This window comes from Microbacterium sp. NPDC056234, from assembly GCF_042267585.1.
Lineage (GTDB): Bacteria > Actinomycetota > Actinomycetes > Actinomycetales > Microbacteriaceae > Microbacterium.
On the sequence record NZ_JBHJTE010000006.1, the window covers coordinates 183,890 to 207,271 of the forward strand.

At 68.5% G+C, this 23,382-nt stretch carries 24 protein-coding genes; 19 read left to right on the top strand and 5 right to left on the bottom strand.

Translation table 11 applies throughout. The features are described from left to right. Positions 1-11: 11 nt before the first annotated feature. Positions 12-662, bottom strand: coding sequence for a pentapeptide repeat-containing protein (locus tag ACFCYE_RS16560; RefSeq protein WP_376180502.1), 651 nt, complete (start codon positions 660-662; stop codon positions 12-14). A gap of 65 nt (positions 663-727) precedes the next feature. On the opposite strand from ACFCYE_RS16560, the gene ACFCYE_RS16565 reads away from it, so the two are divergent. The 6 genes from ACFCYE_RS16565 to ndk all read left to right on the top strand — a co-directional run bounded on the left by ACFCYE_RS16565 (position 728) and on the right by ndk (position 7,301). Further along, positions 728-877, top strand: coding sequence for a CopG family transcriptional regulator (locus ACFCYE_RS16565; RefSeq protein ID WP_376180504.1), 150 nt, complete (start codon positions 728-730; stop codon positions 875-877). Further along, positions 874-1,557, top strand: a complete 684-nt coding sequence (locus tag ACFCYE_RS16570; protein ID WP_376180506.1) for a hypothetical protein — start codon at positions 874-876, stop codon at positions 1,555-1,557. Before ACFCYE_RS16565 ends, ACFCYE_RS16570 begins: the two co-directional genes overlap by 4 nt. 255 nt (positions 1,558-1,812) lie before the next feature. Further along, positions 1,813-5,118 carry an isoleucine--tRNA ligase gene (gene ileS / locus ACFCYE_RS16575; RefSeq protein ID WP_376180508.1) on the top strand — a complete coding sequence of 1,102 codons (3,306 nt, stop codon included), beginning with the start codon at positions 1,813-1,815 and terminating at the stop codon, positions 5,116-5,118. A 2-nt stretch (positions 5,119-5,120) separates the two neighbouring features. Continuing rightward, positions 5,121-6,473: a bifunctional folylpolyglutamate synthase/dihydrofolate synthase gene (locus ACFCYE_RS16580; RefSeq protein ID WP_376180510.1), complete on the top strand. Its 1,353-nt coding sequence runs from the start codon at positions 5,121-5,123 to the stop codon at positions 6,471-6,473. Beyond that, a complete protein-coding gene (locus ACFCYE_RS16585; protein WP_376180512.1) occupies positions 6,470-6,883 on the top strand; it encodes a DUF4233 domain-containing protein in 414 nt (137 codons plus the stop codon). The genes ACFCYE_RS16580 and ACFCYE_RS16585 overlap by 4 nt, the downstream gene beginning before the upstream one ends. A 1-nt stretch (position 6,884) precedes the next feature. Further along, positions 6,885-7,301, top strand: coding sequence for a nucleoside-diphosphate kinase (ndk, locus tag ACFCYE_RS16590; RefSeq protein ID WP_376180514.1), 417 nt, complete (start codon positions 6,885-6,887; stop codon positions 7,299-7,301). Between the two features lie 63 nt (positions 7,302-7,364). Here the strand turns inward: ndk and ACFCYE_RS16595 are convergent, their stop codons facing one another. Further along, positions 7,365-7,976, bottom strand: a complete 612-nt coding sequence (locus tag ACFCYE_RS16595) for a vitamin K epoxide reductase family protein (RefSeq protein WP_376180516.1) — start codon at positions 7,974-7,976, stop codon at positions 7,365-7,367. A 269-nt stretch (positions 7,977-8,245) separates the two neighbouring features. Between ACFCYE_RS16595 and ACFCYE_RS16600 the strand changes: the two genes are divergently transcribed. Then, a complete protein-coding gene (locus ACFCYE_RS16600; protein ID WP_376180518.1) occupies positions 8,246-10,873 on the top strand; it encodes an Rne/Rng family ribonuclease in 2,628 nt (875 codons plus the stop codon). Here ACFCYE_RS16600 and ACFCYE_RS16605 read toward each other — a convergent pair. Then, complete coding sequence (locus tag ACFCYE_RS16605) at positions 10,829-11,104, bottom strand: DUF4031 domain-containing protein (RefSeq protein ID WP_376180520.1); 276 nt, start codon at positions 11,102-11,104, stop codon at positions 10,829-10,831. The genes ACFCYE_RS16600 and ACFCYE_RS16605 overlap by 45 nt on opposite strands. A gap of 226 nt (positions 11,105-11,330) precedes the next feature. Between ACFCYE_RS16605 and rplU the strand changes: the two genes are divergently transcribed. The 12 genes from rplU (at position 11,331) to ACFCYE_RS16665 (ending at position 21,104) form a co-directional block, all read left to right on the top strand. Then, entirely contained in the window at positions 11,331-11,639 is a 309-nt protein-coding gene (rplU, locus tag ACFCYE_RS16610; protein ID WP_264155001.1) for a 50S ribosomal protein L21, read from the top strand. A gap of 20 nt (positions 11,640-11,659) precedes the next feature. Then, positions 11,660-11,917, top strand: a complete 258-nt coding sequence (rpmA, locus tag ACFCYE_RS16615; RefSeq protein ID WP_243225898.1) for a 50S ribosomal protein L27 — start codon at positions 11,660-11,662, stop codon at positions 11,915-11,917. Positions 11,918-12,010: 93 nt separating this feature from the next. Beyond that, complete coding sequence (gene obgE / locus ACFCYE_RS16620; protein ID WP_376180522.1) at positions 12,011-13,522, top strand: GTPase ObgE; 1,512 nt, start codon at positions 12,011-12,013, stop codon at positions 13,520-13,522. Then, a complete protein-coding gene (gene proB, locus ACFCYE_RS16625; protein ID WP_376180523.1) occupies positions 13,519-14,307 on the top strand; it encodes a glutamate 5-kinase in 789 nt (262 codons plus the stop codon). Before obgE ends, proB begins: the two co-directional genes overlap by 4 nt. A 63-nt stretch (positions 14,308-14,370) precedes the next feature. Beyond that, entirely contained in the window at positions 14,371-15,666 is a 1,296-nt protein-coding gene (locus ACFCYE_RS16630; protein ID WP_376180525.1) for a glutamate-5-semialdehyde dehydrogenase, read from the top strand. A 52-nt stretch (positions 15,667-15,718) separates the two neighbouring features. Next, positions 15,719-15,943, top strand: a complete 225-nt coding sequence (locus tag ACFCYE_RS16635; RefSeq protein ID WP_376180527.1) for a hypothetical protein — start codon at positions 15,719-15,721, stop codon at positions 15,941-15,943. Positions 15,944-15,950: 7 nt separating this feature from the next. Beyond that, positions 15,951-16,553, top strand: coding sequence for a nicotinate-nucleotide adenylyltransferase (gene nadD, locus ACFCYE_RS16640; protein WP_376180529.1), 603 nt, complete (start codon positions 15,951-15,953; stop codon positions 16,551-16,553). Continuing rightward, positions 16,550-17,749 carry a hypothetical protein gene (locus ACFCYE_RS16645; protein ID WP_376180530.1) on the top strand — a complete coding sequence of 400 codons (1,200 nt, stop codon included), beginning with the start codon at positions 16,550-16,552 and terminating at the stop codon, positions 17,747-17,749. The genes nadD and ACFCYE_RS16645 overlap by 4 nt, the downstream gene beginning before the upstream one ends. Further along, positions 17,749-18,126: a ribosome silencing factor gene (gene rsfS, locus ACFCYE_RS16650; protein WP_376180532.1), complete on the top strand. Its 378-nt coding sequence runs from the start codon at positions 17,749-17,751 to the stop codon at positions 18,124-18,126. Before ACFCYE_RS16645 ends, rsfS begins: the two co-directional genes overlap by 1 nt. Before the next feature lies 1 nt (position 18,127). Further along, positions 18,128-18,817: an SDR family oxidoreductase gene (locus ACFCYE_RS16655; protein WP_376180534.1), complete on the top strand. Its 690-nt coding sequence runs from the start codon at positions 18,128-18,130 to the stop codon at positions 18,815-18,817. Between the two features lie 197 nt (positions 18,818-19,014). Continuing rightward, positions 19,015-20,055 (top strand): aromatic acid exporter family protein, encoded by a 1,041-nt coding sequence (locus ACFCYE_RS16660; RefSeq protein ID WP_376180535.1) that lies wholly within the window; start codon positions 19,015-19,017, stop codon positions 20,053-20,055. Positions 20,056-20,057: 2 nt separating this feature from the next. Then, positions 20,058-21,104 (top strand): YihY/virulence factor BrkB family protein, encoded by a 1,047-nt coding sequence (locus tag ACFCYE_RS16665; RefSeq protein WP_376180536.1) that lies wholly within the window; start codon positions 20,058-20,060, stop codon positions 21,102-21,104. On the opposite strand, the gene ACFCYE_RS16670 is transcribed toward ACFCYE_RS16665, so the two are convergent. Then, positions 21,086-21,769: a response regulator gene (locus ACFCYE_RS16670; protein ID WP_376180538.1), complete on the bottom strand. Its 684-nt coding sequence runs from the start codon at positions 21,767-21,769 to the stop codon at positions 21,086-21,088. The genes ACFCYE_RS16665 and ACFCYE_RS16670 overlap by 19 nt on opposite strands. Next, a complete protein-coding gene (locus ACFCYE_RS16675) occupies positions 21,766-23,358 on the bottom strand; it encodes an ATP-binding protein (protein WP_376180540.1) in 1,593 nt (530 codons plus the stop codon). Before ACFCYE_RS16675 ends, ACFCYE_RS16670 begins: the two co-directional genes overlap by 4 nt. Positions 23,359-23,382: the final 24 nt, after the last annotated feature.

Below are 23,382 nucleotides of genomic sequence, written 5' to 3' on the forward strand. Positions count from 1 at the left end.
GCGCCTGCGGATCAGTCCCGCACCTGGATGCCCACACCGGCGGCCAGCGCCGGCGCGAGCTGCTGCACCTGGAACGTGGTCAGGGTCACGCCGCGGAGGCTGTTCGTGTCGATGAAGGCGAGCGCGTCGAGACCTCGGAGGTCGACGTCGGTCGCGCGAACGCCGCGCGGGTCCACTTCGTCGCTCCGGCAGTCGTCGAAACGCAGTCGGGTCAGCTGCGCCTGCGGCATGTCCAGTGCGCGGATGGTGCAGTCGGCGATGACGATGTCGGTCCCTTTCGCGGCGCCGAGGTTGAGATAGTCGATGCGCAGGTCCCGCAGCTCGAGTTCCGCGATCCGTGTGGTGCTGAGGTCGAGGGTGCCGATGCGCCCGCCGGTGATCCGCAGACGCCGGATACCGGCATCCCTGAGTTTCAGCGATGCTGCGCGGATACCCGTGATGTCGACGTCCATGACGTCGGCGCCCGTCATGTCGACGGTGCCGGCGTCGGCCGTCACCACGCACTGCTCGAGCGTCGAGTACGCCAGATCGACGTCGCCGGAGAGCGTGAGCCGCGATGCGAGCAGATCGGCGCTGCGTGCGGGCTCCGCGGGCGTCAGCGTGTCGGGGAGATCAGGGGGCGAGACGCGCGGAGCGGCGGGGGATTCGGGGGAGCGGGCCATGGGTCGAGCGTAGGCCGCGTCACGGACACTTGCGCGCGCCCGTGGCCGGAGGCTAAATTGCTAGCATGCAAGCATCTGAACCGAAGGTGCAGTTCAACGTCTACCTGCCGCCGGATCTCGTCCGAAGAGTCAAGCATCGAGCGATCGACGACTCCATGAGTCTGTCCGCCCTCGTCGAGACGGCGTTGCGCGCTTATCTCGAGGAGGCACGATGACCGTCGTCCAGCAGATCCTGTACACCGAGCATCCTGAGCGCTGGTGGGCGCTCGCAGAGGCGCTGGGGTTCGCGTCGCCGTTCGCGCCCACGCGAGAGTGGGGCGAGTTCCGCGCCGACGGAGTGCTCGCCCTCCACCACGCGACGCAAGAGCATGCGCCGGGCCGCGTCGATCTTCACCTCCTGGTCGACGATCTGGATGCCGCGGCATCCGCTCTGTCCGCCTTCGACGTCGTGCGGAGCACGATGGACGGGGTCGGAGAGATGCTGACCGTGCGGGCGTCGTCCGGACTGGCCGTCACCGTCTCGGCGGGAGCCGCAGCAGGCGCGGGGGAGATCTCCGTGCAGCCGATCTGGTTCCAGGACGATCTCGCCGAGCCGAGAGCGATTCTCGAGGCGCTCGGCCTGCGCGCCGGCATCGCTGCCGACCGCGGCGGATGGGTCGAACTGCGCGCCGAAGCCGGTGCGGTCGGGCTGCACACCGGAATGCCGCGCATCGCGCTGAGCTTCGAGGCGCGTGGCGATCTCGACGCGCTCGCACAGCGGGTGCGGGATGCCGGGTTCGACGCGGCGGTGATCGACGAGGCGTTCACCCGCACGATCCGGGTGACCGATCCGGACGCGGGCGATGAGATCTGGATCAATGGCGTCCAGGACGACCTGCACGGGTACCACCGCTGAGGGGTGAGCGCATACGGGCGCGCACGACCCGCGATCCCGCGTAGAATAGACCGCAAAGCATCGATCCGGCCATCACCGGGGAGCTCTCGGAAGAACGGTCGCGAGACTCAGTAGAACCGAGCGGGGCAGGCCCGTCATCGCCGCAGTGAGAGTGGCCCCGCCGTGAGGCGGTGCACGCGGGGTGGTACCGCGGTCCTTCGCACGACGGGATCGTCCTCGCAGCAGCATCCGCCACGACGAGCACTGCGAGACACGATGACCTATCCACGCCCTTCCTCCTTCGGCCCCGCCGCGGACTCCGTCACGCCCAGCCCTCGGCTGCCCGCGATCGAGCAGGAGATCTTGGAGTTCTGGAAGACGGACGACACCTTCCGGGCATCGATCGCGCAGCGCGAGGGCGCCGACGAGTGGGTGTTCTACGACGGTCCGCCGTTCGCGAACGGTCTGCCGCACTACGGGCACCTGCTGACCGGGTACGCCAAGGACGTCTTCCCCCGGTTCCAGACGATGATCGGCAAGAAGGTCGACCGCGTCTTCGGGTGGGACACCCACGGACTGCCGGCCGAGCTCGAGGCGATGAAGCAGCTCGGCATCACCGAGAAGAGCGAGATCGAGGACATGGGCATCGACGTCTTCAACGCGAAGGCGAAGAACTCGGTGCTGACGTATACACGCGAGTGGCAGGACTACGTCACTCGTCAGGCGCGCTGGGTCGACTTCGATCGCGGGTACAAGACGCTCGACCTCGGCTACATGGAGAGCGTCCTCTGGGCGTTCAAGACGCTGTACGACAAGGGCCTCGCATACGAGGGATACCGTGTCCTGCCGTACTGCTGGCGCGACGAGACGCCGCTGAGCGCGCACGAGCTGCGCATGGACGACGACGTCTACCAGATGCGCCAGGACCCGTCCGTGACGGTCGCGTTCCCCCTGACGGGGCCGGATGCCGAGGCGAAGGGCCTGAACGGGGTCCGCGTCCTCGCGTGGACGACCACCCCCTGGACCCTCCCGACCAACATGGCGCTCGCCGTGGGGCCGGAGATCGCCTATGCCGTCGTGCCGGCGGGCCCGAACGGTGCCGCCGACGGCAGCACCGGCCGCTTCCTGCTCGCCGCCGACCTGCTCGCCGGCTACGCGAAGGACCTCGGCTACGAGGACGCCGCCGCGGCATCCGAAGCCGTCGAGCGCACCATCGTCGGCAGCGAGCTCTCGGGGCTGGCGTACGAGCCGCCCTTCGACTACTACACCGACACGGCGACCTACGGCACCGAGAACGCCTGGCGCGTGCTCGCGGATGACTACGTGTCGACCTCGGACGGCACCGGTGTCGTCCATCAGGCCCCCGCCTACGGTGAGGACGACCAGCGCATCACAAACCTCGCCGGCATCCCGACGATCCTGTCTCTGGACGAGGGCGGTCGTTTCCTGCCGAATGTGACCGATGTCGCCGGTCAGCTCTGGATGGATGCCAACACTCCGCTCGTCCGCCTGCTCCGCGAAAGCGGCAAGCTGCTGCGCCTGCAGAGCTACGAGCACTCCTACCCGCACTGCTGGCGATGCAGGAACCCCCTGATCTACAAGGCCGTGTCGAGCTGGTTCATCAGGGTCACGGACATCAAGGACGATCTGCTCGCGAACAACGAGCAGATCACCTGGGTCCCCGAGAACGTCAAGCACGGCCAGTTCGGCAAGTGGCTCGAGGGCGCGCGCGACTGGTCGATCAGCCGCAACCGGTACTGGGGGTCGCCCATCCCGATCTGGAAGAGCGACGACCCGGAGTACCCGCGCGTCGACGCCTACGGCTCGCTGGAGGAGCTCGAGCGCGACTTCGGCGCACTGCCGCGCAACCCGGAGGGCGAGGTCGACCTGCACCGCCCGTACATCGACGACCTGACCCGCCCGAACCCGGACGACCCCACGGGCAGGAGCACGATGCGCCGCATCGAGGACGTCTTCGACGTGTGGTTCGACTCCGGTTCGATGCCGTACGCCCAGGTGCACTACCCGTTCGAGAACCAGGAGTGGTTCGACACGCACGCGCCGGCGGACTTCATCGTGGAGTACATCGGCCAGACGCGCGGCTGGTTCTACGTCATGCACGTCCTCTCGACCGCACTGTTCGATCGCCCAGCCTTCACCGGCGTGAGCTGTCACGGCATCGTCCTCGGCAGCGACGGCTACAAGATGTCGAAGTCGCTGCGCAATTACCCCGACGTCTCCGAGGTGCTCGACCGCGACGGCTCTGACGCCATGCGCTGGTTCCTGATGTCGAGCTCGGTGCTGCGCGGCGGCAACCTCGCCGTCACGGAGGAGGGGATCCGCGCCGGCGTGCGCGAATTCCTGCTGCCGCTGTGGAACTCGTGGTATTTCTTCGCGACGTACGCGAACGCGTCCGGTGACGGGTACGAGGCATCCTGGCGCACGGATTCGACGGACGTCCTCGACCGCTACATCCTCGCGCGACTCGGTGTCCTCGTGCGCGAGGTCCGCAGAGACCTGGAAGGACTGGATTCGACCACCGCGGCCGGCCGCCTGCGCGAGTTCGCCGAGGTGCTGACGAACTGGTACATCCGACGCTCGCGCGACCGCTTCTGGACCGGCGTCACCGAGGACCCGAAGAGCCGAGAGGCATTCGACACCCTCTACACCGTCCTCGAGACGCTGTGCCGCGTCGCGGCCCCGCTCGTCCCGTTGATCGGGGAACGCGTCTGGCAGGGTCTGACCGGCGGGCGCAGCGTCCATCTGCAGGACTGGCCGGATGCCGCGGCCTTCCCTGCTGCGGACGAGATCCGCGACGCGATGGATGCCGTCCGGGAACTGTCCAGCGTCGGCAACGCGCTGCGCAAGAAGGAGAAGCTGCGCGTTCGTCTGCCGCTCGCACGTCTGACCGTCGTCTCACCGCTGGCCGATTCGCTCGGGCAGTTCGAGGACATCCTGCGTGAGGAGCTCAACGTCAAGTCCGTCGAGCTCGTGCAGCTGACGGACACCGCTGCGGCGGAGTACGGCATCAGCCATCGGCTGAGCGTCAACGCGCGCGCCGCCGGTCCGCGCCTCGGCAAGGAGGTGCAGCGGGTGATCCGCGCGGCCAAGGACGGCTTCTGGACGGATGCCGACGGCGTCGTGACCGCGGACGGGGTCGTCCTGGAGCCGCACGAGTACGAGCTGGCGCTCGAGACCACGGGGCGCCCCGAGGGCGAGGCTCTCGCGATCGTGCCGACCGGTGGGTTCGTCCTGCTGGACACCACGACGACGGCGGAGCTCGAGGCCGAGGGGTTGGCCCGCGATGTCATCCGCGCCGTGCAGGAGACGCGGAAGAACGCCGGGTTCGACGTCAGCGATCGGATCCGTCTCGGTCTGCGCTTCGAGGATGCCGGCGACGCGGATGCCGTGGAGTCGGCCTTCGACGTGGCGGATGTCGCGGGGGAGACCCTCGCGGTCGAGCACCGCCTGTCACGCGCCGACGAGAGTCTGGACGGCGCCGAGTTCACCGCCGAGATCGAGAAGGGCACGTACGCCAACCGCGGAGCCTTCACGATCGCCGTTTCCCGGATCGGAGCCTGATCATGACTGATCGCGACCGCGCGGATGCCGTCTACGAGACGCTGCTCGCACGAGCGGGGGAGCGCTGGGTGCAGCCCCGCAAGGAGCGCACCGAGCGCATTCTGACGCTGCTGGACGATCCGCAGCGCACCTATCGCGTCGTGCACATCACCGGCACGAACGGGAAGACGTCGACGGCGCGCATGATCGAGAGCCTGCTCCGCGCGCACGGTCTGCGCACGGGCCTGTTCACGAGTCCGCACCTGGAGCGCTTCACCGAGCGCGTCATGATCGACGGCGAGCCCATCGACGACGGCGCGATCGCCGATGCCTGGGACGAGATCGAACCCTTCGTCGGCATCGTGGACGCCGAGCTGGAAGCGGCCGGCGACGCGCCGCTGACCTTCTTCGAACTGCTCACGGTGCTCGCCTTCGTCGCCGCAGCCGATGCGCCGGTCGACGTCCTGGTGCTCGAGGTCGGCATGGGCGGTGAGTGGGACTCCACGAACACCGCCGATGGCGATGTCGCGGTCTTCGCGCCGATCGACATCGACCACGCGGATCGCCTGGGCGACACGATCGCCGAGATCGCCGAGGTGAAGGCCGGGATCATCAAGGAGGGCGCCGCCGTCGTCTCGGCGCAGCAGCCGGAGGAAGCGGCGGCGGTGCTGCGCCGTGTCGCTGCGGAGAAGAGCGCGACGATCGCGTTCGACGGCGCAGACTTCGGCCTCGCCGAACAGAAGCTCGCCGTCGGCGGTCAGCTCCTCACCGTCCGCGGCATCGCCGGCCAGTACGTCGAGGAGTACCTGCCCCTCTACGGCGCCCACCAGGGGCACAACGCGGCTCTGGCCGTCGCGGCCGTCGAGTCGCTGATCGGCGGCGGTACGCAGGCGATCTCCGGCGACATCATCACGGAGGGCTTCCAGGGTGCCACCTCGCCCGGACGCCTGCAGCTGCTCGGCATCGCACCGACGGTGATCGTGGACGCCGCTCACAACCCGCACGGCGCCGTCGCCCTCGCGCAGGCGCTCGACGACAGCTTCGATTTCGACGAGTGGGGCGTCGTGCTCGGCATCCTGTCCGACAAGGATGCCGCAGGCATCGTCGCCGTGCTCGCACCGGCGGCAGCGCACGTCTTCGCCACCGCGCCGGAGTCCGAACGGGCCAGCGACGCCGATGCGATCGCGGATCTGGTCGAGCAGGCCGGTCATCGCGCGACCGTGCACCCGTCTCTCGCGGAGGCCGCCGATGCGGCACGCGAGTGGGCCGCATCGTCCGATCGCCGGGCGGTGGTGATCGCCGGTTCCGTGGTTCTCGCCGGTGAGGCGATCGCGCTGGCCGAAGAGGAGGACTGGAAGTCCGGGTGGCGCGCATGAGCGACGCTCAGCCGGTCTCGCGCAGGCCCCGTGCCCAGCGCACCCTCGTGCAGAAGCTCGCGCCCATCGTGCTGGGCTTCGAGGCGATCGTCGTGTTCCTCGGCGGGCTGACGATCTTCGGGCTCCGTGCGCTCCCGGATGCGATCCCCGACTGGTGGGCCATCGTGGGCGGTGTCGTGATGGCATTGGCCTGCATCGCGATCGCCGGACTCATCATGAAGCCGTGGGCGATCACCGCGGGGTGGATCGTGCAGGTGATCGTGGCGCTGTCCGCGATCCTGGTCCCGGCGATGCTGATGGTCGTGCTGGTTTTCGGTGGCATGTGGGCGTATGCGACGATCATGGGGGCCAAGTTGGATGCACGACGTCCGGCGGGGTCCGAAACCGATTCTTCGACAGAGAGTGAATGACATGGCCACCGAAGAAACCCTCGTCCTCGTCAAGCCGGACGGTGTCGCACGCGGCCTCACGGGTGCGATTCTCGCCCGCATCGAGGCCAAGGGATACGCCCTCGTCGACATCCGTCTGGTGGATCCGGACCGCGACCTGCTCGCCGAGCACTACGCCGAGCACGAGGGCAAGCCGTTCTACGAGCCGCTGCTCGAGTTCATGCTCTCCGGCCCGTCCGTCGCGATCCGCCTCGCGGGCAACCGCGTGATCGAGGGCTTCCGCTCGCTCGCCGGCACCACCGACCCGACCACGGCCGCCCCGGGAACGATCCGCGGCGACTTCGGCCGCGACTGGGGACTCGCCGTCCAGCAGAATCTCGTCCATGGCTCGGACAGCCCCGAGTCCGCGGCGCGCGAGCTCGGCATCTGGTTCGACTGACCGTTCCAGAGCGACGCAGACGGATGCCTGTTCCCTTCGGGAGCGGGCATCCGTCGTATCGCGTCAGAACAGGACGCCCGCCATCTCGCCCAGGAAGTCCAGCCCGTTCAGCTGCGCCATGGCGATGATGATCGCGTAGGCGACGATCGCTGCCAGAGGCACCCAGACCATCAGGCGATCGGCCGCGTGCTGCGCCTTCTCGGATCGAGTGAACGTGCCGTTGCGCACGAGATGCAGCATCGTCGCGAAGAACGTGGGGATCGTGACGGCCCAGGTCACCATGCACCACGGGCACAGCACGAGCAGGTCGTAGATGCTCTGCGAGATCAGCCAGCAGACGAATCCGAACGCGAACGCGATGCCGGCACCGAACGTCGCCCAGAACCACCGCGGGAAGCGCGCCCCGGCGATCAGGGCGACTCCGACGACGAGCGGCGCCATCCAGCCGGTGAGGCCGAGGATCGGATTGGCGAACCCGAAGACCGATCCCTGCCAGGAGTCCAGATTCTTGCTGCACTGGATGAACGGACTGATGTCGCATGCGAGCGCCTCGGTCGGGTTCTCGAGAAGCGAGATCTTCTCCACAGTGAGCTGGAAAGCCGCCCACCACCCGATCACGCTCGCGATGATCAACCAGATTCCGTACCCGACATAGCGGGGGCGCTGCTCCGTCATAGCGCCAGTATCTCAGCGATTGCTATGGGCACAGCGTGAGGCGGCCGGAACAATCGGGGCGTCGGATGCCGCGATATCTCGCGCATGATGCGATAATGGCGTGTGATGCTTCTCGCGGCGCCGCCGCAGACAGGCATCGACGAAGACTTCGGGGCACATGCCCCACGCGATCAGAGCAGAAGAGCCGATCGCACGCCGAGTGAGTTCGCGGCCCGTGCCGCATGAGATTTCGCGGAGCACACAGTGCCCGTGCAGGGAGTTCGCCAGAGATGGCCGATGACAACAATGACAACAACAACCCGACCCTCGACGAGAATGCAGAGCCCGCGCTAGACGCGATGCTGCAGACTCCGGATCCGGCTGAGGCGCCGGCGATCGACGTGCCAGCAGAGGATGCGGCGGTGGACGCGCCCGAGCAGACACCTGCCGAGGCCGACGCCGTCGATGAGGCCGCCGCCGAAAAGGACGAGGTCGTCGCGGAACCGTCTGAAGCAGCAGCCGCCGCTGAGGCGCCCGAGGCCGCTCGTGAGGACGACGAGTCGGCTGCAGCGGCAACCCAGGCTGTCCGCGGCGTGGACGGCTCAGCCGAAGAGTCCACGGAGCGCACCATCGCACACGAGGCGTCCGTCGCCGAGGCGACCGCGCCCGAAGCGGCGGCCGAGTCGACCGAGCACGCACCGGCGGCGACCGCCGACGGCGAGAAGGCCGAGTCGGATGCTGCGACATCCGAGCCAGTTCCCGCGGAGGCCGCGAAGGCCGCAGAGACCAAGACCGAGCCCGCGAAGACCGAGCCGGTCAAGGCTGCGCCCGAGCCGCTCACCGCGGTCGGCCTCGGGCTCATCCCCGAGACCTTCGTCTCCCGCGTGTCCACGCAGCTGCACTTCTACGCACCCGAGATCGTGCCGCTGCCGGCGCGCCCCGGCCGGGACCGCGATCGAGACCGCGACCGCGAACAGGAATCCGACGAGTCCGGTTCTTCCGCCCGTCGCGGACGTCGACGCCGCGGCGGCAATGGCGACGGCGAGGAGGAGCAGCGCTCCGAGCCGCGACAGCGCCAGCGCGTCGTCGAGTACATCACGGAGCCGAAGGCCATCAAGGGTTCCACGCGCCTCGAGGCCAAGAAGCAGCGTCGTCGCGACGGTCGCGACGCAGGACGTCGCCGGCCCGTGGTCACCGAGGCGGAGTTCCTGGCGCGCCGCGAGTCCGTGGACCGCAACATGGTGGTCCGCTCCAAGAACGGCCGCACCCAGATCGCCGTCCTCGAGGACCAGGTGCTCGTCGAGCACTACGTCGCCCGCAATCAGGATGCGTCGCTGATCGGGAACGTCTACCTCGGTCGCGTCCAGAACGTCCTTCCCAGCATGGAGGCGGCGTTCGTCGACATCGGCCGCGGTCGCAACGCGGTGCTGTACTCCGGTGAGGTGGATTGGGACGGCGTCGAGACCGGCAATCAGCCGCGACGCATCGAACTGGCGCTCAAGCCCGGTGACCGTGTGCTCGTGCAGGTCACGAAGGATCCGGTAGGGCACAAGGGCGCTCGCCTGACCAGCCAGATCTCGCTCCCCGGACGCTACCTCGTGTACGTGCCCAACGGATCGATGAACGGCATCTCGCGCAAGCTTCCCGACAACGAGCGAGCCCGCCTCAAGCGGATCCTCAAGGAGGTGCTGCCGGAATCCAGCGGCGTCATCGTCCGCACGGCCGCAGAGGGCGCGACGGAGGACCAGCTCACCCGCGATGTGCAGCGCCTCACCAACCAGTGGGAGCACATCCGCAAGCAGGTCGAGAACCAGCAGGCGCCTGCGCTTCTGCACGCCGAGCCCGACCTGCTCGTGAAGATCGTCCGCGATGTCTTCAACGAGGACTTCACGAAGATGCTCATCCAGGGCGAAGAGGCGCAGCGCACGATCCGCGCCTACCTCGAGAGCGTCGCACCCGACCTGCTCGAGCGGGTCGAGGAATACGAGGACGAGTCCGATCCGTTCGACGTCTTCCGCGTCACCGAGCAGATCGAGAAGGCTCTGGACCGCAAGGTCTGGCTGCCCTCCGGCGGTTCGCTCGTGATCGACCGGACAGAGGCCATGACCGTCGTCGACGTCAACACGGGCAAGTTCGTCGGCTCCGGCGGCAACCTCGAAGAGACGGTCACGAAGAACAACCTCGAAGCCGCGGAAGAGATCGTCCGACAGCTCCGCCTGCGCGATATCGGCGGCATCATCGTCGTCGACTTCATCGACATGGTGCTCGAGTCCAACCGCGATCTGGTCCTCCGCCGCCTGGTCGAGTGCCTGAGCCGTGATCGGACCAAGCACCAGGTGGCGGAGGTCACCTCGCTCGGACTCGTGCAGATGACTCGCAAGAAGCTCGGCCTCGGCCTGCTGGAGACCTTCAGCGAGGCGTGCGAGGTCTGCGCCGGCCGCGGTGTCATCGTGCACCACGACCCGGTCGTCAAGCACCGTTCGAACGGAAACGGCAGCACATCCAACCGTCGTCAGCGCGGCGGCAACCAGCCGAGCGCGCCGGCCCCCGCCGCCGGCGTGACCCACAGCATTCCCGAGGGCGCCAAGAGCGCGCTCGCGCAGATCGCGGCATCCACTCGGGTCGTCCCGGCCGAGACGCCGGACGAGACGCCCGTCGTCGAGATCGCGAGCACGGTCGAACGTCCGAAGAAGGCCCGCAAGAAGCGCTCCGAGCGTGCGAAGCCGGCGCCGCGCAGCGAGGCCGAGCAGTTGCTCGACTCGGTGCTGGATGCCCTGCCCGAGCCGAAGGCACCGGGTCAAGGACGCAATCGTCGTCGCGTGACCACTGCAGCGCTCACGGGCACACCGGTGTCGGTGAACGCGGATTCCGGGTCAGTGCCCTCCGCGCCGGTCGCGAGCGGGGACGCGCAGTCCTGACGCGATCAGCCGACGCGTGAGTTCTTTGCCGCCGACAGGTGCGGCGCCGGCAGCGACGAGCCGGGGGATGGCCTCCTCCGGCACGTCGTAGTGGTCCAGGTCGAACGCGCGCGCCGGAACGTCGTTGAGCCGTGCGAACGCGTGCAGCTCGTCGAGGTCCGCATCACTCACCAGATGCGCCCACAGCCGCCCGTGGGCCGGCCAGATCGGGTCATCGACGAGTACGGTCACCGTGCGATCCTACGGCGGGAAGGCTTTCGCGCGACACGGCATCGGCTCGCTTTGCCACATCGGCTCGGATCCGGTAAAGTGGACCCTTGGTGCGCGAGCTGAACCGTCCCCAGGGGTGGTCCGGATGAGCCCCGGTGCTCGCACCCGTCAGACCTGCGACGAACGCAGGCACAGTCTTCCCGTGAGATTTCCGGAGCCTTGAGCTCCCCGATGAAACAGGTATCAAGTGGTTTACGCAGTAGTGCGCGCCGGCGGACGGCAGGAGAAGGTCGAGGTCGGCACGATCGTTCAGCTCGACCGTGTTCAGGCTGCCCAGGGTGAGAAGATCGAGCTGGCCGCCGTGCTGCTCGTCGACGGCGCCACGGTGACCACCGACGCCGACAAGCTGGCGAAGGTCAAGGTCACCGCTGAGGTTCTCGGCAACCTCCGCGGCCCGAAGATCGTCATCCAGAAGTTCAAGAACAAGACCGGTTACAAGAAGCGTCAGGGCCACCGCCAGGAGCTCACGCGCGTCAAGATCACCGGCATCAAGTAAGCACGAAGGGGAGCTGAGAAATGGCACACAAAAAGGGCGCGAGCTCGACCCGTAACGGTCGTGACTCCAACGCACAGCGACTCGGCGTGAAGCGCTTCGGCGGTCAGACCGTCAACGCCGGCGAGATCCTCGTCCGTCAGCGCGGCACGCACTTCCACCCCGGCGTGAACGTCGGCCGTGGCGGCGACGACACGCTGTTCGCGCTTGCGGCCGGCTCGGTCGAGTTCGGCGCGAAGGGCGGCCGCAAGGTCGTCAACATCGTCGCAGCTGCTGAGTAATCCGCAGCACAGCAACCATCCGAACGGGGCGGGCATTTGCCCGTCCCGTTCGTGCATTCCGCCTTCTCTCAGCTCAGGAACCGAGGACATCACATGGTCACGTTCGTCGACACGGTGACGCTCCACCTGCGCGCAGGAAAGGGCGGCAACGGGTGCGTATCGGTGCACCGCGAGAAGTTCAAGCCGCTCGGCGGCCCGGACGGCGGCAACGGCGGTGACGGAGGCGATATCGTCCTCGTCGCCGACCCGCAGACCGGCACTCTGCTCTCCTACCACCACTCGCCCCACCGCTCCAGCGGCAATGGCGGGTTCGGTATGGGCGATCACCGCTCCGGCTACGCCGGCGAGACGCTCGAGCTGCCCGTTCCGGTCGGCACGGTGGTCAAGGATGCCGATGGCGAAGTCCTCGTCGACATGGTCGTACCGGGGGAACGCGTGGTCGTCGCCCAGGGCGGCCGCGGGGGCCTCGGGAACGCGGCTCTCGCGTCTCCGAAACGCAAGGCGCCCGGTTTCGCACTGCTGGGTACGCCGGGGTTCGAGGGCGATATCGTCCTGGAGCTCAAGACGGTCGCCGATGTGGCACTGGTCGGCTACCCGTCGGCCGGCAAGTCGAGCCTGATCGCCGCGATCTCGGCGGCTCGTCCCAAGATCGCCGACTACCCCTTCACCACGCTGCACCCGAACCTCGGTGTCGTACAGGCCGGTGACGCGCGTTACACCGTCGCCGACGTACCCGGTCTCATCGAGGGCGCGAGCGAAGGGCGAGGGCTCGGGCTCGAGTTCCTCCGCCACGTCGAGCGCTGTTCCGCGCTGCTGCACGTGCTCGACTGCGCCACGCTCGAGCCTGGCCGCGATCCGATCAGCGACCTGGACGTCATCATCGCGGAACTCGCCGCCTACGAGGTCCCCGAGGGGCAGATCCCCCTGCTCGAGCGACCGCAGCTCGTCGCTCTGAACAAGATCGACGTCCCTGAGGCGCGCGACCTCGCCGAGCTCGTGCGACCCGACCTCGAGGCGCGCGGCTTCCGCGTGTTCGAGATCTCCACGGTCTCGCACGAGGGGTTGCGTCCACTGACCTTCGCGCTCGGCGACATCGTCGAGAAGCATCGCGCCGAAGCGGCTGTCGCGGTCCCCAGTGAACGCGTCGTGATCCGACCCAGGGGCTCCAAGAAGGAGTTCACGGTGCGAGTCGAAGGCGGCACATACGGCAACGTCTACCGCGTGCTCGGCGAGAAGCCGGTGCGCTGGGTGCAGCAGACCGACTTCCAGAACGAAGAGGCCGTCGGCTACCTCGCCGACCGGCTCGAGCGTCTCGGCGTCGAGGACGAGCTGTTCCGTCTCGGCGCGACGCCGGGCGCCACGGTGGTCATCGGCGAAGGCGATGGTCTCGTCTTCGACTGGGAGCCGTCGATGTCCTCCGCAGCGGAGCTGATGGTCGCACCGCGCGGTACCGACCCGCGCTTCGCCGCGACGAACCCGCGCCGGACGACGACCCAGCGCCGCGAGCAGTACTACGAGCGGATGGACGCCAAAGCAGCGCTGCGCGCCGAGGCCGAGGAACGCCGCATCGTCACCGAGGAGGACCTCGACGGGGACGAGGCATGACAGCGCGCACCAGGGAAGAGCTCGCCACCGCGGCCCGCATCGTGGTGAAGGTCGGTTCATCGTCGATCAGCGGTGAGTCGTCATGGCGGATCCCGTTGATCGTGCACGCTCTGCAGAAGGCGCACGGCCGCGGCTGCGAGATCGTCCTCGTCTCATCCGGCGCGATCGCCACCGGCATCCCGTTCCTGAACCTCGAAGCCAGGCCGACCGACCTCGCCACCCAGCAGGCGGCCGCCGCCGTCGGGCAGAACATCCTCGTCTACCGCTACCAGGAGGCGCTGCGTCCGTTCGGGATCGTCGCCGGTCAGGTGCTGCTGACCACGGGCGATCTCGAGACTCCGACATCGCGCAGCAATGCGCGCCGCGCGATGGAGCGGCTGCTCGGTCTGCGCATCCTGCCGATCGTGAACGAGAACGACACGGTCGCCACGCAGGAGATCCGTTTCGGCGACAACGACCGTCTCGCAGCGCTGGTCGCCCAGCTCGTCCAGGCCGACGCCCTCGTGCTGCTCAGCGACGTCGAGGCGCTGTACACCAAGCCCCCGACGGACCCGGATGCCGAGCCGCTCGATGTGATCGGGGCGGACGAGGACCTCACGGGTCTCGAATTCGGAGCCACTGTCGTCAACAGCGTCGGCACGGGGGGAGCGGCGACCAAGGTGTCCGCCGCGCGGCTCGCCGCGGCATCCGGCATCGGCGTGCTGGTGACCGGAGCCGACCTCATCGACCGCGCTCTGTCCGGGGAGCACATCGGCACCTGGTTCGTGCCTGCGACCGCACCCTGACCGGCGACCCACGGCGCCCGTCACAGCGGCCCCGAGGGGAGCGTCGCTCGATACACTGGGCGGATGAGCGCCGACACCCTCACCGCCCCCGTCGACTCCGCAACCACGGACGTCGCAGGGCCGCAGCAGCGCCTCGCCCTCGCCAAGGATGCATCGCGCGTCACAGCGCAGCTGACCAGCGACGACAAGGCGCGGGCGCTGGAGTCGGTCGCGAAGGCGCTGGAGGCCGGCGCGGAGCGGATCATCGCGGCGAACGCGCACGACATCGCGCGCGGTGAAGCCGACGGCATCGGGGCCGCGCTCATCGACCGCCTGCGTCTGGATTCATCACGGGTCGCCGCGCTGGCAGCCGCCGTCCGCGAGGTCGCCGCGCTGGCCGACCCCGTGGGGCAGGTCGTCGGCGGACACCGGATGCCCAACGGCGTCGCGCTCCAGCAGGTGCGCGTGCCCTTCGGCGTGGTGGGTGCGATCTACGAAGCGAGACCGAACGTGACCGTCGACATCGCAGCCCTGGCGCTGCGGTCCGGCAACGCCGTCGTGCTCCGCGGCGGCAGCGCGGCGCGCGAGTCGAACACGGTCCTGGTCGCGGTCATGCGCGACGCGCTGTCCGCCGTCGGCATCACACCGGAGGCGATCCAGACCGTCGACGACTTCGGACGCGACGGCGCGAAGGCGCTCATGCACGGGCGGGGATTCATCGACGCGCTCGTGCCCCGCGGCAGCGCATCGCTCATCGAGGCCGTCGTCACCGAGTCCACCGTCCCGGTCATCGAGACCGGTGCGGGCAACGTGCACATCGTGCTCGACGAGACGGCGCCGGACGACTGGGCCACGGAGATCGTCGTCAACGCGAAGGTCCAGCGGCCCAGCGTCTGCAACGCCGTCGAGACCGTGCTCGTGCACCGTCAGGCCGCCCCGCGACTGATCCCGCTCGTGGCCAGCGCGCTGCAGAGCGAGGGCGTGGCCATCCACGGAGACGACATCGTCGCCGGTCTCGTCAGCAACGTGATCCCCGCCACGGAGGAGGACTGGGAGACCGAGTACCTCAGCCTCGACATCGCGATGAAAGTCGTGGATTCGCTCGATGATGCCCTCGCGCACATCCGCACCTACAGCACCGGCCACACCGAGGCGATCATCACGACGGATTCGCGCAGTGCCGAGCGCTTCCTGGCCGAGGTGGATTCCGCGGTCGTGATGGTGAACGCCTCGACGCGCTTCACGGATGGCGCGGAGTTCGGGTTCGGGGCCGAGGTCGGCATCTCGACGCAGAAGCTGCACGCAAGGGGCCCGATGGGGCTCGCTGAGCTGACCAGCACGAAGTGGCTCGCGCGTGGGGCGGGGCAGACGCGCGGCTGAGCGATAGGATGGGGGAGCGCGTTCGCGCCCCCGGTCACGAAACGGAGCAAGGATGAATCTCGTCGCACAGTTCGCGATGGCAGCCGCAGAGACCGAGCACCACGGAAATGTGGCGCTCGAGACGCTGATCTTCGGTGTCATCGCCGCGATCGTCTTCGCGCTGCTCGGGCTGGTGACCTTCTCGTACCGCCACGTCGCCAACCGCCACTCGGCGAAGGCCGAGGCCTGGGCGGCCCAGCATGGCAAGGACGGCCACGGGGCAGGGCACGGCCACTGAGCCGCGGATGGAGCACACGACTTCGCGGGCGCCGCGTATCGGGGTGATGGGCGGGACATTCGATCCGATCCATCACGGTCACCTCGTCGCTGCCAGCGAGGTCGCACACGAATTCGATCTCGATGAGGTCGTCTTCGTTCCGACGGGACGGCCGTGGCAGAAGCGGACGGTGACTCCCAGCGAGCACCGCTACCTGATGACGGTGATCGCCACGGCATCCAATCCGCGATTCACCGTCAGCCGGGTCGATATCGACCGCGAGGGCGACACCTTCACGATCGACACCCTGCGCGATCTGAAGAACGAACGGCCGAATGCCGAGCTGTACTTCATCAGCGGGGCGGATGCCGTGGCGCAGATTCTCAGCTGGAGGGACCATGATGAGTTGTGGGATCTGGCCCATTTCGTCGCGGTCTCTCGTCCAGGACACGTTCTGAGCACCGATGGACTCCCGAGCGACGACGTCAGCCAGTTGGAGGTGCCGGCACTGTCGATCTCCTCGACGGATTGCCGACAGCGCGTCCAGGAGGGCGAACCGGTGTGGTACTTGGTCCCCGACGGAGTCGTTCAGTACATCGCGAAGCATCACCTGTATCGGAGCAAGGCATGAGCACATCGGACAGTGAAGGGAAGGAACCGCTGACGCGCAAGCAGCTGCGGGAGATCCGCCTGACTGGCGCGACACCGGTGATCACCGAGGAAGAGGCGGCGGCGGCATCCGCGTCCGCTCCGACGCCTCAGCCGCCGGTGCCGCGTGCCGCTGAGCCGATCGAGGTGCCGCCAGCGCCTGTCGCCGATGAAGCCGTCGACCTCGGTGCGATGCCTCTGACGCGACGTCAGGCACGTGCGCAGGAGCGGATCCGCACCGCATCGGTGCCGGTGATCGGCGCGGAGGAAGCAGCCGCCGCCCAGACGGCTGCGGAAGAGGATGCTGCTGAGCAGGTTTCCGCGCAGCAGACCGATTCCGATGATCCCGCGCTCGTCTCCGCCGTCCCCGTCTTCGCTCCCGTTTCGGCGTCAGAGCCGGAACCGGAAGCCGAGGCGGACTCCAGCGACGACATCGAAGTCGAAGACGATCAAGCCCCCGATCTCGAAGACGAGACGGCCACTGAGGTCGAGGTCGAGCACGCGGAGGAGTCCGACGTCGCACCTGCTGTCGACGAGGACGCAGAAGACGCCGCCGTGCAGATCGGCAGCGAGAACGAGGACGACGAGCGCGCTGGCGCAGAAGCCGACCTTGCGGATCTCGGCGTCGACCCGGATGCGATCGAGCACGCCGACGACGCGGCCGAGCAGGGTGAGCGTCCCACGGTGAATCCGACGTTCGGGCAGAGCGTCCTCTCCGAGGACAAGACGAAGACGCCGTTCACGCCGTCATTCGACGAGCTCATCACGGTCGGCGATTCGACCGGATCGCAGCACGCCGCCCCCAGCGCCCTGATCTTCAACCCGCCTCCCGGAGAGGGATCCCTCTCCGGCCCGGTCGCCTCGACCGGCGAGGTGCTCATCACCGGATCCTACGATCTCCCGGAGGGCCTCGGTTCTCGGGGACACGCGAAGGGGACGACCGACGGCAAGGACGTCGACGCTGTCCTCATCGACGGTGAGTTGCCGCCGGCATCCTCTCCGACGCCGATCGCGGCAAGCTCCGCGGTCAGCACCATCAAACCCGCCGGCGAGGTCATCCGGCCACCAGCTCCCGAGAAGGGCAACAAGCTGATGCTGATCCTCGCGATCACCGCCGGCGGCCTCGCTCTCGCGCTGGCGGCCGCCTTGATCGCAGCCTTCACCATGAATGTGCTCTGATGCAATCACCTGAATCCGCGGAGCAGATGCTCCACATCGCCGCCGACGCGGCCGTTTCCAAGGGCGGCGAGGATCTCCTCGCGCTCAATGTCTCCGAGCCGCTGCCGCTCGTGGACATCTTCCTTCTCGTCACCGGCAACAGCGAGCGCAACGTCGCCGCGATCGCCGACGAGATCGAGGACAAGCTCATCGAAGCCGGGCACAAGCGCGTCCGCCGTGAAGGTCGCGCCGAGGCCCGCTGGGTCCTGATGGACTTCGGGGACCTCATCGTCCACGTGTTCCACGCCGAGGAGCGGGTCTACTACGGACTCGAGCGCCTCTGGAAGGACTGCCCTGTGGTCCCGATCGAGCTGGCGGAGTCCGCCGACCGCGCCTGACATGGCTGTTCATCTCCTCACCGGAGCCGGCTCAGGAATCGGCGCAGCGCTCGCGCAGCGTCTCCTGAGCCGCGGTGACGACGTCATCGTCCTCGCCCGCGATGTCGGCAGGGCGCGCGAGATCGCCGGGATGCTTCCCGGCGCGGCCACGCTCGTCGGCGATCTGGCGAATCCCGGTCGGCTGTCGTGGGCACTGTCCAAGCAGCATCTGCCCGATCGGATCGACGCCCTCGTGCATGTCGCTGGTGTCGTCGACCTCGGTCCCGTCGCGGACCTGCCCGCGTCCCTGTGGGAGCAGCAGCTCGCCGTCAACCTCGTGGCTCCCGCCGAGCTCACGCGGTTGCTGCTTCCTGTGCTGCGCGTCTCTCGAGGACAGGTCGTGTTCGTCAACTCCGGCGCCGGGCTGCACGCGCACGCCGGATGGTCGGCGTACGCGGCATCCAAGCACGGACTCAAGGCGCTGGCCGACTCGCTGCGGGCAGAGGAGACCGAGCACGGCATCCGTGTCACGTCGATCTATCCCGGCCGAACGGCGACGCCCATGCAGGCACGCGTGCACCAGCAGGAAGGGCGCGAGTACCAACCGGAGCGGTTCATCGATCCCGAGTCCGTCGCGACGACGATCCTCACGGCACTCGATCTTCCCAGGGACGCCGACATCACCGATCTCACGGTACGACCGGGCGCCTGACGGTCCTGGGGGTGCGGAAGCAGTCCGCGGGCCGTCGTGTCAACCCTCGTGCGCGCCGTGCTCTTGCAGGCCAGGATGGCTGACACGCCGATGCAGGAGGTTGCCATGCCCGTTCGTCCGTGGACGCGCGCGTGAACAGGGCGCGGACTTCCCTCGCACAGCGCTCCAGATCGATCGGGGCGTCCGCGCGAGAGGCCGTGACCGGGGCTCGGCTCCTTCTGGCGGCCAAGACCGCGCTGGCCGTCGGCATCGCGTGGACGCTGGCGCATTTCACGCCCGGCGTCACCGACGAGTATCCGTACTATGCGCCCCTCGGTGCGCTCATCAGCATGCATCCCACGCTGATGGATTCGGTGAGGTCGAGCGCGCAGACCCTCGCCGCTCTGGGAGCGGGCATGATTCTCGCGCTCCTCGTGGTGTTCACGGTCGGGCCGAACGTATGGACCCTCGCACTCGTCGCGGGCATCGGCGTGCTGCTGTCAGGCACCGGATGGTTCGGCGTCGGCCGGGAGTACGTCGCCGTCGCGGCGGTGTTCGTGCTCGTCATCGGAGGGCACGACGCCGAGGCGTACTCCCTCGGCTATCTCGTGCAGATGGCGGTCGGGTTCGGCGTCGGGCTGGCCGTGAATCTTCTCATCGCGCCCGGCACCTTCTCGGCCACGGCGAAAGCCAGAGTCGATGCATATCAGCACGATCTCGCCGAGCACCTCGCCGGGATCGGCGATGCGCTCGAGGCATCCTGGCCGCCGGAGCGGACGGAGTGGACGCGAGGCGCGGACGCCCTCGAGACGACCGCGCGCGATGTCCGTGCCGCCGTCACGGAAGCGGACCGGAGTCGACGCGGAAACCCGCGAGCGATCGGTGGCCGCCACGGGACGCAGTCCGCGCACCGGTTGCTCGAGACGCTCGAATCGATCGCGGTCAGGGTGCGCGACATCTCGGACGCGCTCGAAGACGTCGTCCGCGAGCGTCCAGGCGCGTTCCCGCTCGATCGCGAGCTGATCCCGGCCATCGCGCGCGGGTGCTCGTCGACCGCTCTGGCGGTAGCGGCCATCGGCTACGACGGTGCGGACGCGCACCGCGCGCGACAGGAGGCGGCACGCGCCGTGCGGCTGCTCGTGGTGGCGCTCGAAGCGGGCCAGGAATCCGAGCGGAGCATCTTGGGCCCTGGTGTTCTGGTGGCCACGCACCTCAGGCGGATCGTGGTTCTGCTGCACGCCCAAGCAGGTAAGGAGTGATGATGACATCACGCTCGCAGGGTGAGAAGTTCGATTCGCCGCCCCCGTGGCGTCTCGGCCGCGATGCGTGGGCACTGGCCGCGCGCCGCGCGGGCCGGAAATTCGTGACGGACCGTTGCCCCGACCGTGCGGCGGCGCTGACCTTCTACGCCGTGCTCGCGGTCGTGCCCGCCTCCATCGCTCTCATCTCGACGATCGCGTTGCTCGGCCGGGACGGCTCACGCCTGCAGAGCGTGATGCGCGCGGCCCAGGCCGTGCTGCCGGACAGCGCGGCGGCGGCGATGCGGCAGGTGCTGTCCGAACTGGCGGAGGCGACGACCACGGGATGGGTGCTCGTGCTCTCGCTCGTGGTGACGATCTGGTCGGCTGGGCGCTACGTGACGTCGTTCAGCCGTTCGGCGAACCACATCTACGGCGTCGAGGAGGGCCGACCGTTCTGGAAGTCGAAGCCGGCCCATCTCGTGCTCACGACCGTGATGATCGTGCTGGTCGCTGTCGCCGTCCTCATCGCGGTGATGGGCGAAGGCGTCTCGCGCGGCATTGGACAGCTGTGGGGCGTGGGGGAGGTCGGTCTGTTCGTGTGGTCGGTCGTGCGCTGGCCGGCCTTGGCGGTCGTGACGATCCTGCTGATCGCGATCCTCTACTACTTCGCCCCCAACGTGGCGCCGCGGAGTTTTCGGTGGATGAGCCTCGGTGCGGCGGCGGCGCTGATCGTCTTCGGCATCGCGTCGGCCGGTTTCGGCTTCTACCTGACCTCGATCGTGGATTACGAACGGCTGTACGGCCCGTTCGCGGGCATCCTCATCTTCCTGCTGTGGCTCTGGATCGCGAACATGGCGCTGCTGCTCGGCGTCGCGATCGATGTCGAACTCGAGCGCGCACGCGAACTGCGCGCCGGGGTGCCGGCCGAGCGGCAGGTGCAGGTCGAACTGCGCGACGCCGCGCTCATCGCCAGCGTTGCTCGCCGTGACGGCGCTGAAGAACGCAAAGCGGCGCAGCTACGACGGGTGCAGGGCGACCAGCAGGATCCTCACGCGAGCGAGCGATAGCGGAGCTCTGGACGCCCGACGCTGCCGTACGTCGGCGTGCGCTCGGCGATCCCGGATTCCACGAGCCGTTCGAGGTAGCGCCGCGCGCTGACCCTCGACATGCCCAGTGCATCGGCGACCTCCATCGCCGACATCGGCGCGGACTGAGCGTCCAGCGCTGCGGCGACGCGCTGAAGCGTCGCGGGGGAGACGCCTTTGCGCTGCGCGGCCATGGTGACCGCGTCGTGTCGCATCAGGGCGTCGACCGTGACCTGATCGAGCTCGACGGTTCCGGTGAGCTCGGCATCCCGCGAGACGACCCGCCAGATGTCATCGAGGCGTTCGTGCAGACTCTGCATCGGAAACGGCTTCACGACGTAGTGGTGAACGCCGTGGGTTCTGGCGCGCCTGACCGTCTCCAGGTCGCGCGCGGCGGTCACCGCGATCACCTCGAGGTGCGCGCCGGCGGCCCGAGCCCGGCGGAGCACGTCGATGCCGGACATGTCGGGGAGGTAGACGTCCAGAAGCATGACCTGCGGGTCCAACTCGTGCACGGCACGCAGTGCGTCCGCTCCCGTCGGTGCGACGCCGACGACCTCGAAGCGGGGATGGCGCTCGACGAAGCCGCGCGTCACGTGCGCGACCGCGAAGTCGTCCTCGACGATGAGGGTCCGAAGCCGCGTCATGCCGGCATCCCCGCGTTCTGCGCGATCGGAAGACGCACGGTGAAGCGCGCACCGCCCGCCGCGGACGGCCCGAGCTCGATCGTGCCGCCCCTGCGCTCGACGATGCGCGCGACGATGGTCAGTCCGTAACCGCGGCGGCGGTCAGCCGGTTTCGTCGAGAAGCCGAGACGGAAGACATCGCCGCGGCGCTCGAGAGGAACGCCCGGGCCGTCGTCCTCGACGACGATGCGGATGTCCCCGTTCCCGTCCTGCGTGAGCGCGATGCCCACATGCCCGCCCTGCCCTGCCGCATCCAGTGCGTTGTCGAGGAGGTTGCCGACCACGGTGCCGAGGTCCTCGCCTCCGCTGTCGGCCGGCAGCCGTGAATCGTCCGCGACCGTCAGCGCGATGCCGAGCTCGCGTGCTCTGGCGCGCTTGGCCAGCAGGATCGCCGACAGCTCGATGTCGTGCACACCGGTCGGGGCGTCCAGATGATTGAGTGCTCCGCCGTCGCCCGCGCGCTCGACGACGCGACGGGCGGCATCGACCTCGCCGAGTTCGATCAGCCCGCCGATCGTGTGCAGGGTGTTCGAGAACTCGTGCTGCTGAGCGCGCAGCCCCTCGGCAAGGCTCTGCGCGCCGGCGAGCTCGCGCAGAGCGTGATCGAGTTCGGTGCGGTCCATCAGGGTGACCACCGTTCCCACCCTCTGTCCTTTGACCCGCACCGATGCCGCTCGCGCGAGCAGGACGCGTTCTCCGGACAGCACGAGGCGCTGAGCAGGGGCGTCATCGGCATCCGCCTCGGCGACCACCAGCGTGAGATCGTCCAGCAGGTCGGACGCCGCGCGCCCCGTCGCCTCAGCCGGGGATGCCAGCCCGAGCAGGCGTGCCGCGGAGTCGTTGCAGAGTGAGACCCGTCCTTCTTCGTCCAAGGCCAGCATGCCCTCGCGGATGCCGTGCAGGGTCGCCTCCCGCGTCTCGAGGAGGCTGCGGATCTCCTCGGGTTCGAGGCCGAAGATGCGCCGCCGGACGATGCGGGCGACGCCGGTCGCGGCGACGACCCCGACGACAGTCGCGCCGCCGAGCGCGAGCAGGAAGCCGGTGATGTCGCCGAAGAAATCGGCGCGCAGGTCGGATTCCAGGATGCCGACCGAGACCTGCCCCATCACCGAGCCATCGGCATCGAACACCGGGACCTTCACGCGCCAGGATTCCCCGAGTGTGCCGGTCTGGGTGCCGGTGTACATCTCGCCCGACAGGGCGACGCTCGGGTCGGTGGAGACCGGCTCGCCGATCCGATCCGGATTCGGGTGGGAGAAGCGGATGCCGTCACCGTCCGTGACCACCACGTAGGCCACGTTCGACGAGTCCCTGATCAGTTCGGCGATCGGCTGGATCGTCGCGGCCGGGTCCTCGTCGTCGTAGGCCTCGACGACGGTCGGCAGCTGCGCGACCGACTGCGCCACAGCGATCATGCGCTCCTGGGAGGCCTCGCGGATCTGGCGCTCCTGCGTGAGCATCGCAGCGAGTCCGACGGTCAGCACGATCGCGAGCACGATGACGACCTGCAGCAGCACCAGCTGCGTGCGGAGCGTCATCGCCTTCACCACAGCTCCATGCTAGGCGTGTGCAGA

Bases quoted from the DNA above. Each gene is read 5' to 3' on its own strand.
- ACFCYE_RS16560 (WP_376180502.1), bottom strand. From the start codon at position 662: ATGGCCCGCTCCCCCGAATCCCCCGCCGCTCCGCGCGTCTCGCCCCCT.
- proB (WP_376180523.1), top strand. From the start codon at position 13,519: ATGACAGCGCGCACCAGGGAAGAGCTCGCCACCGCGGCCCGCATCGTG.
- ACFCYE_RS16635 (WP_376180527.1), top strand. From the start codon at position 15,719: ATGAATCTCGTCGCACAGTTCGCGATGGCAGCCGCAGAGACCGAGCAC.
- ACFCYE_RS16580 (WP_376180510.1), top strand. From the start codon at position 5,121: ATGACTGATCGCGACCGCGCGGATGCCGTCTACGAGACGCTGCTCGCA.
- ACFCYE_RS16645 (WP_376180530.1), top strand. From the start codon at position 16,550: ATGAGCACATCGGACAGTGAAGGGAAGGAACCGCTGACGCGCAAGCAG.
- ACFCYE_RS16570 (WP_376180506.1), top strand. From the start codon at position 874: ATGACCGTCGTCCAGCAGATCCTGTACACCGAGCATCCTGAGCGCTGG.
- rpmA (WP_243225898.1), top strand. From the start codon at position 11,660: ATGGCACACAAAAAGGGCGCGAGCTCGACCCGTAACGGTCGTGACTCC.
- ACFCYE_RS16670 (WP_376180538.1), bottom strand. From the start codon at position 21,769: ATGACGCGGCTTCGGACCCTCATCGTCGAGGACGACTTCGCGGTCGCG.
- ACFCYE_RS16665 (WP_376180536.1), top strand. From the start codon at position 20,058: ATGACATCACGCTCGCAGGGTGAGAAGTTCGATTCGCCGCCCCCGTGG.
- ileS (WP_376180508.1), top strand. From the start codon at position 1,813: ATGACCTATCCACGCCCTTCCTCCTTCGGCCCCGCCGCGGACTCCGTC.
- ACFCYE_RS16595 (WP_376180516.1), bottom strand. From the start codon at position 7,976: ATGACGGAGCAGCGCCCCCGCTATGTCGGGTACGGAATCTGGTTGATC.
- ACFCYE_RS16655 (WP_376180534.1), top strand. From the start codon at position 18,128: ATGGCTGTTCATCTCCTCACCGGAGCCGGCTCAGGAATCGGCGCAGCG.
- rsfS (WP_376180532.1), top strand. From the start codon at position 17,749: ATGCAATCACCTGAATCCGCGGAGCAGATGCTCCACATCGCCGCCGAC.
- obgE (WP_376180522.1), top strand. From the start codon at position 12,011: ATGGTCACGTTCGTCGACACGGTGACGCTCCACCTGCGCGCAGGAAAG.
- ACFCYE_RS16600 (WP_376180518.1), top strand. From the start codon at position 8,246: ATGGCCGATGACAACAATGACAACAACAACCCGACCCTCGACGAGAAT.
- ACFCYE_RS16565 (WP_376180504.1), top strand. From the start codon at position 728: ATGCAAGCATCTGAACCGAAGGTGCAGTTCAACGTCTACCTGCCGCCG.
- ACFCYE_RS16630 (WP_376180525.1), top strand. From the start codon at position 14,371: ATGAGCGCCGACACCCTCACCGCCCCCGTCGACTCCGCAACCACGGAC.
- nadD (WP_376180529.1), top strand. From the start codon at position 15,951: ATGGAGCACACGACTTCGCGGGCGCCGCGTATCGGGGTGATGGGCGGG.
- ndk (WP_376180514.1), top strand. From the start codon at position 6,885: ATGGCCACCGAAGAAACCCTCGTCCTCGTCAAGCCGGACGGTGTCGCA.
- ACFCYE_RS16585 (WP_376180512.1), top strand. From the start codon at position 6,470: ATGAGCGACGCTCAGCCGGTCTCGCGCAGGCCCCGTGCCCAGCGCACC.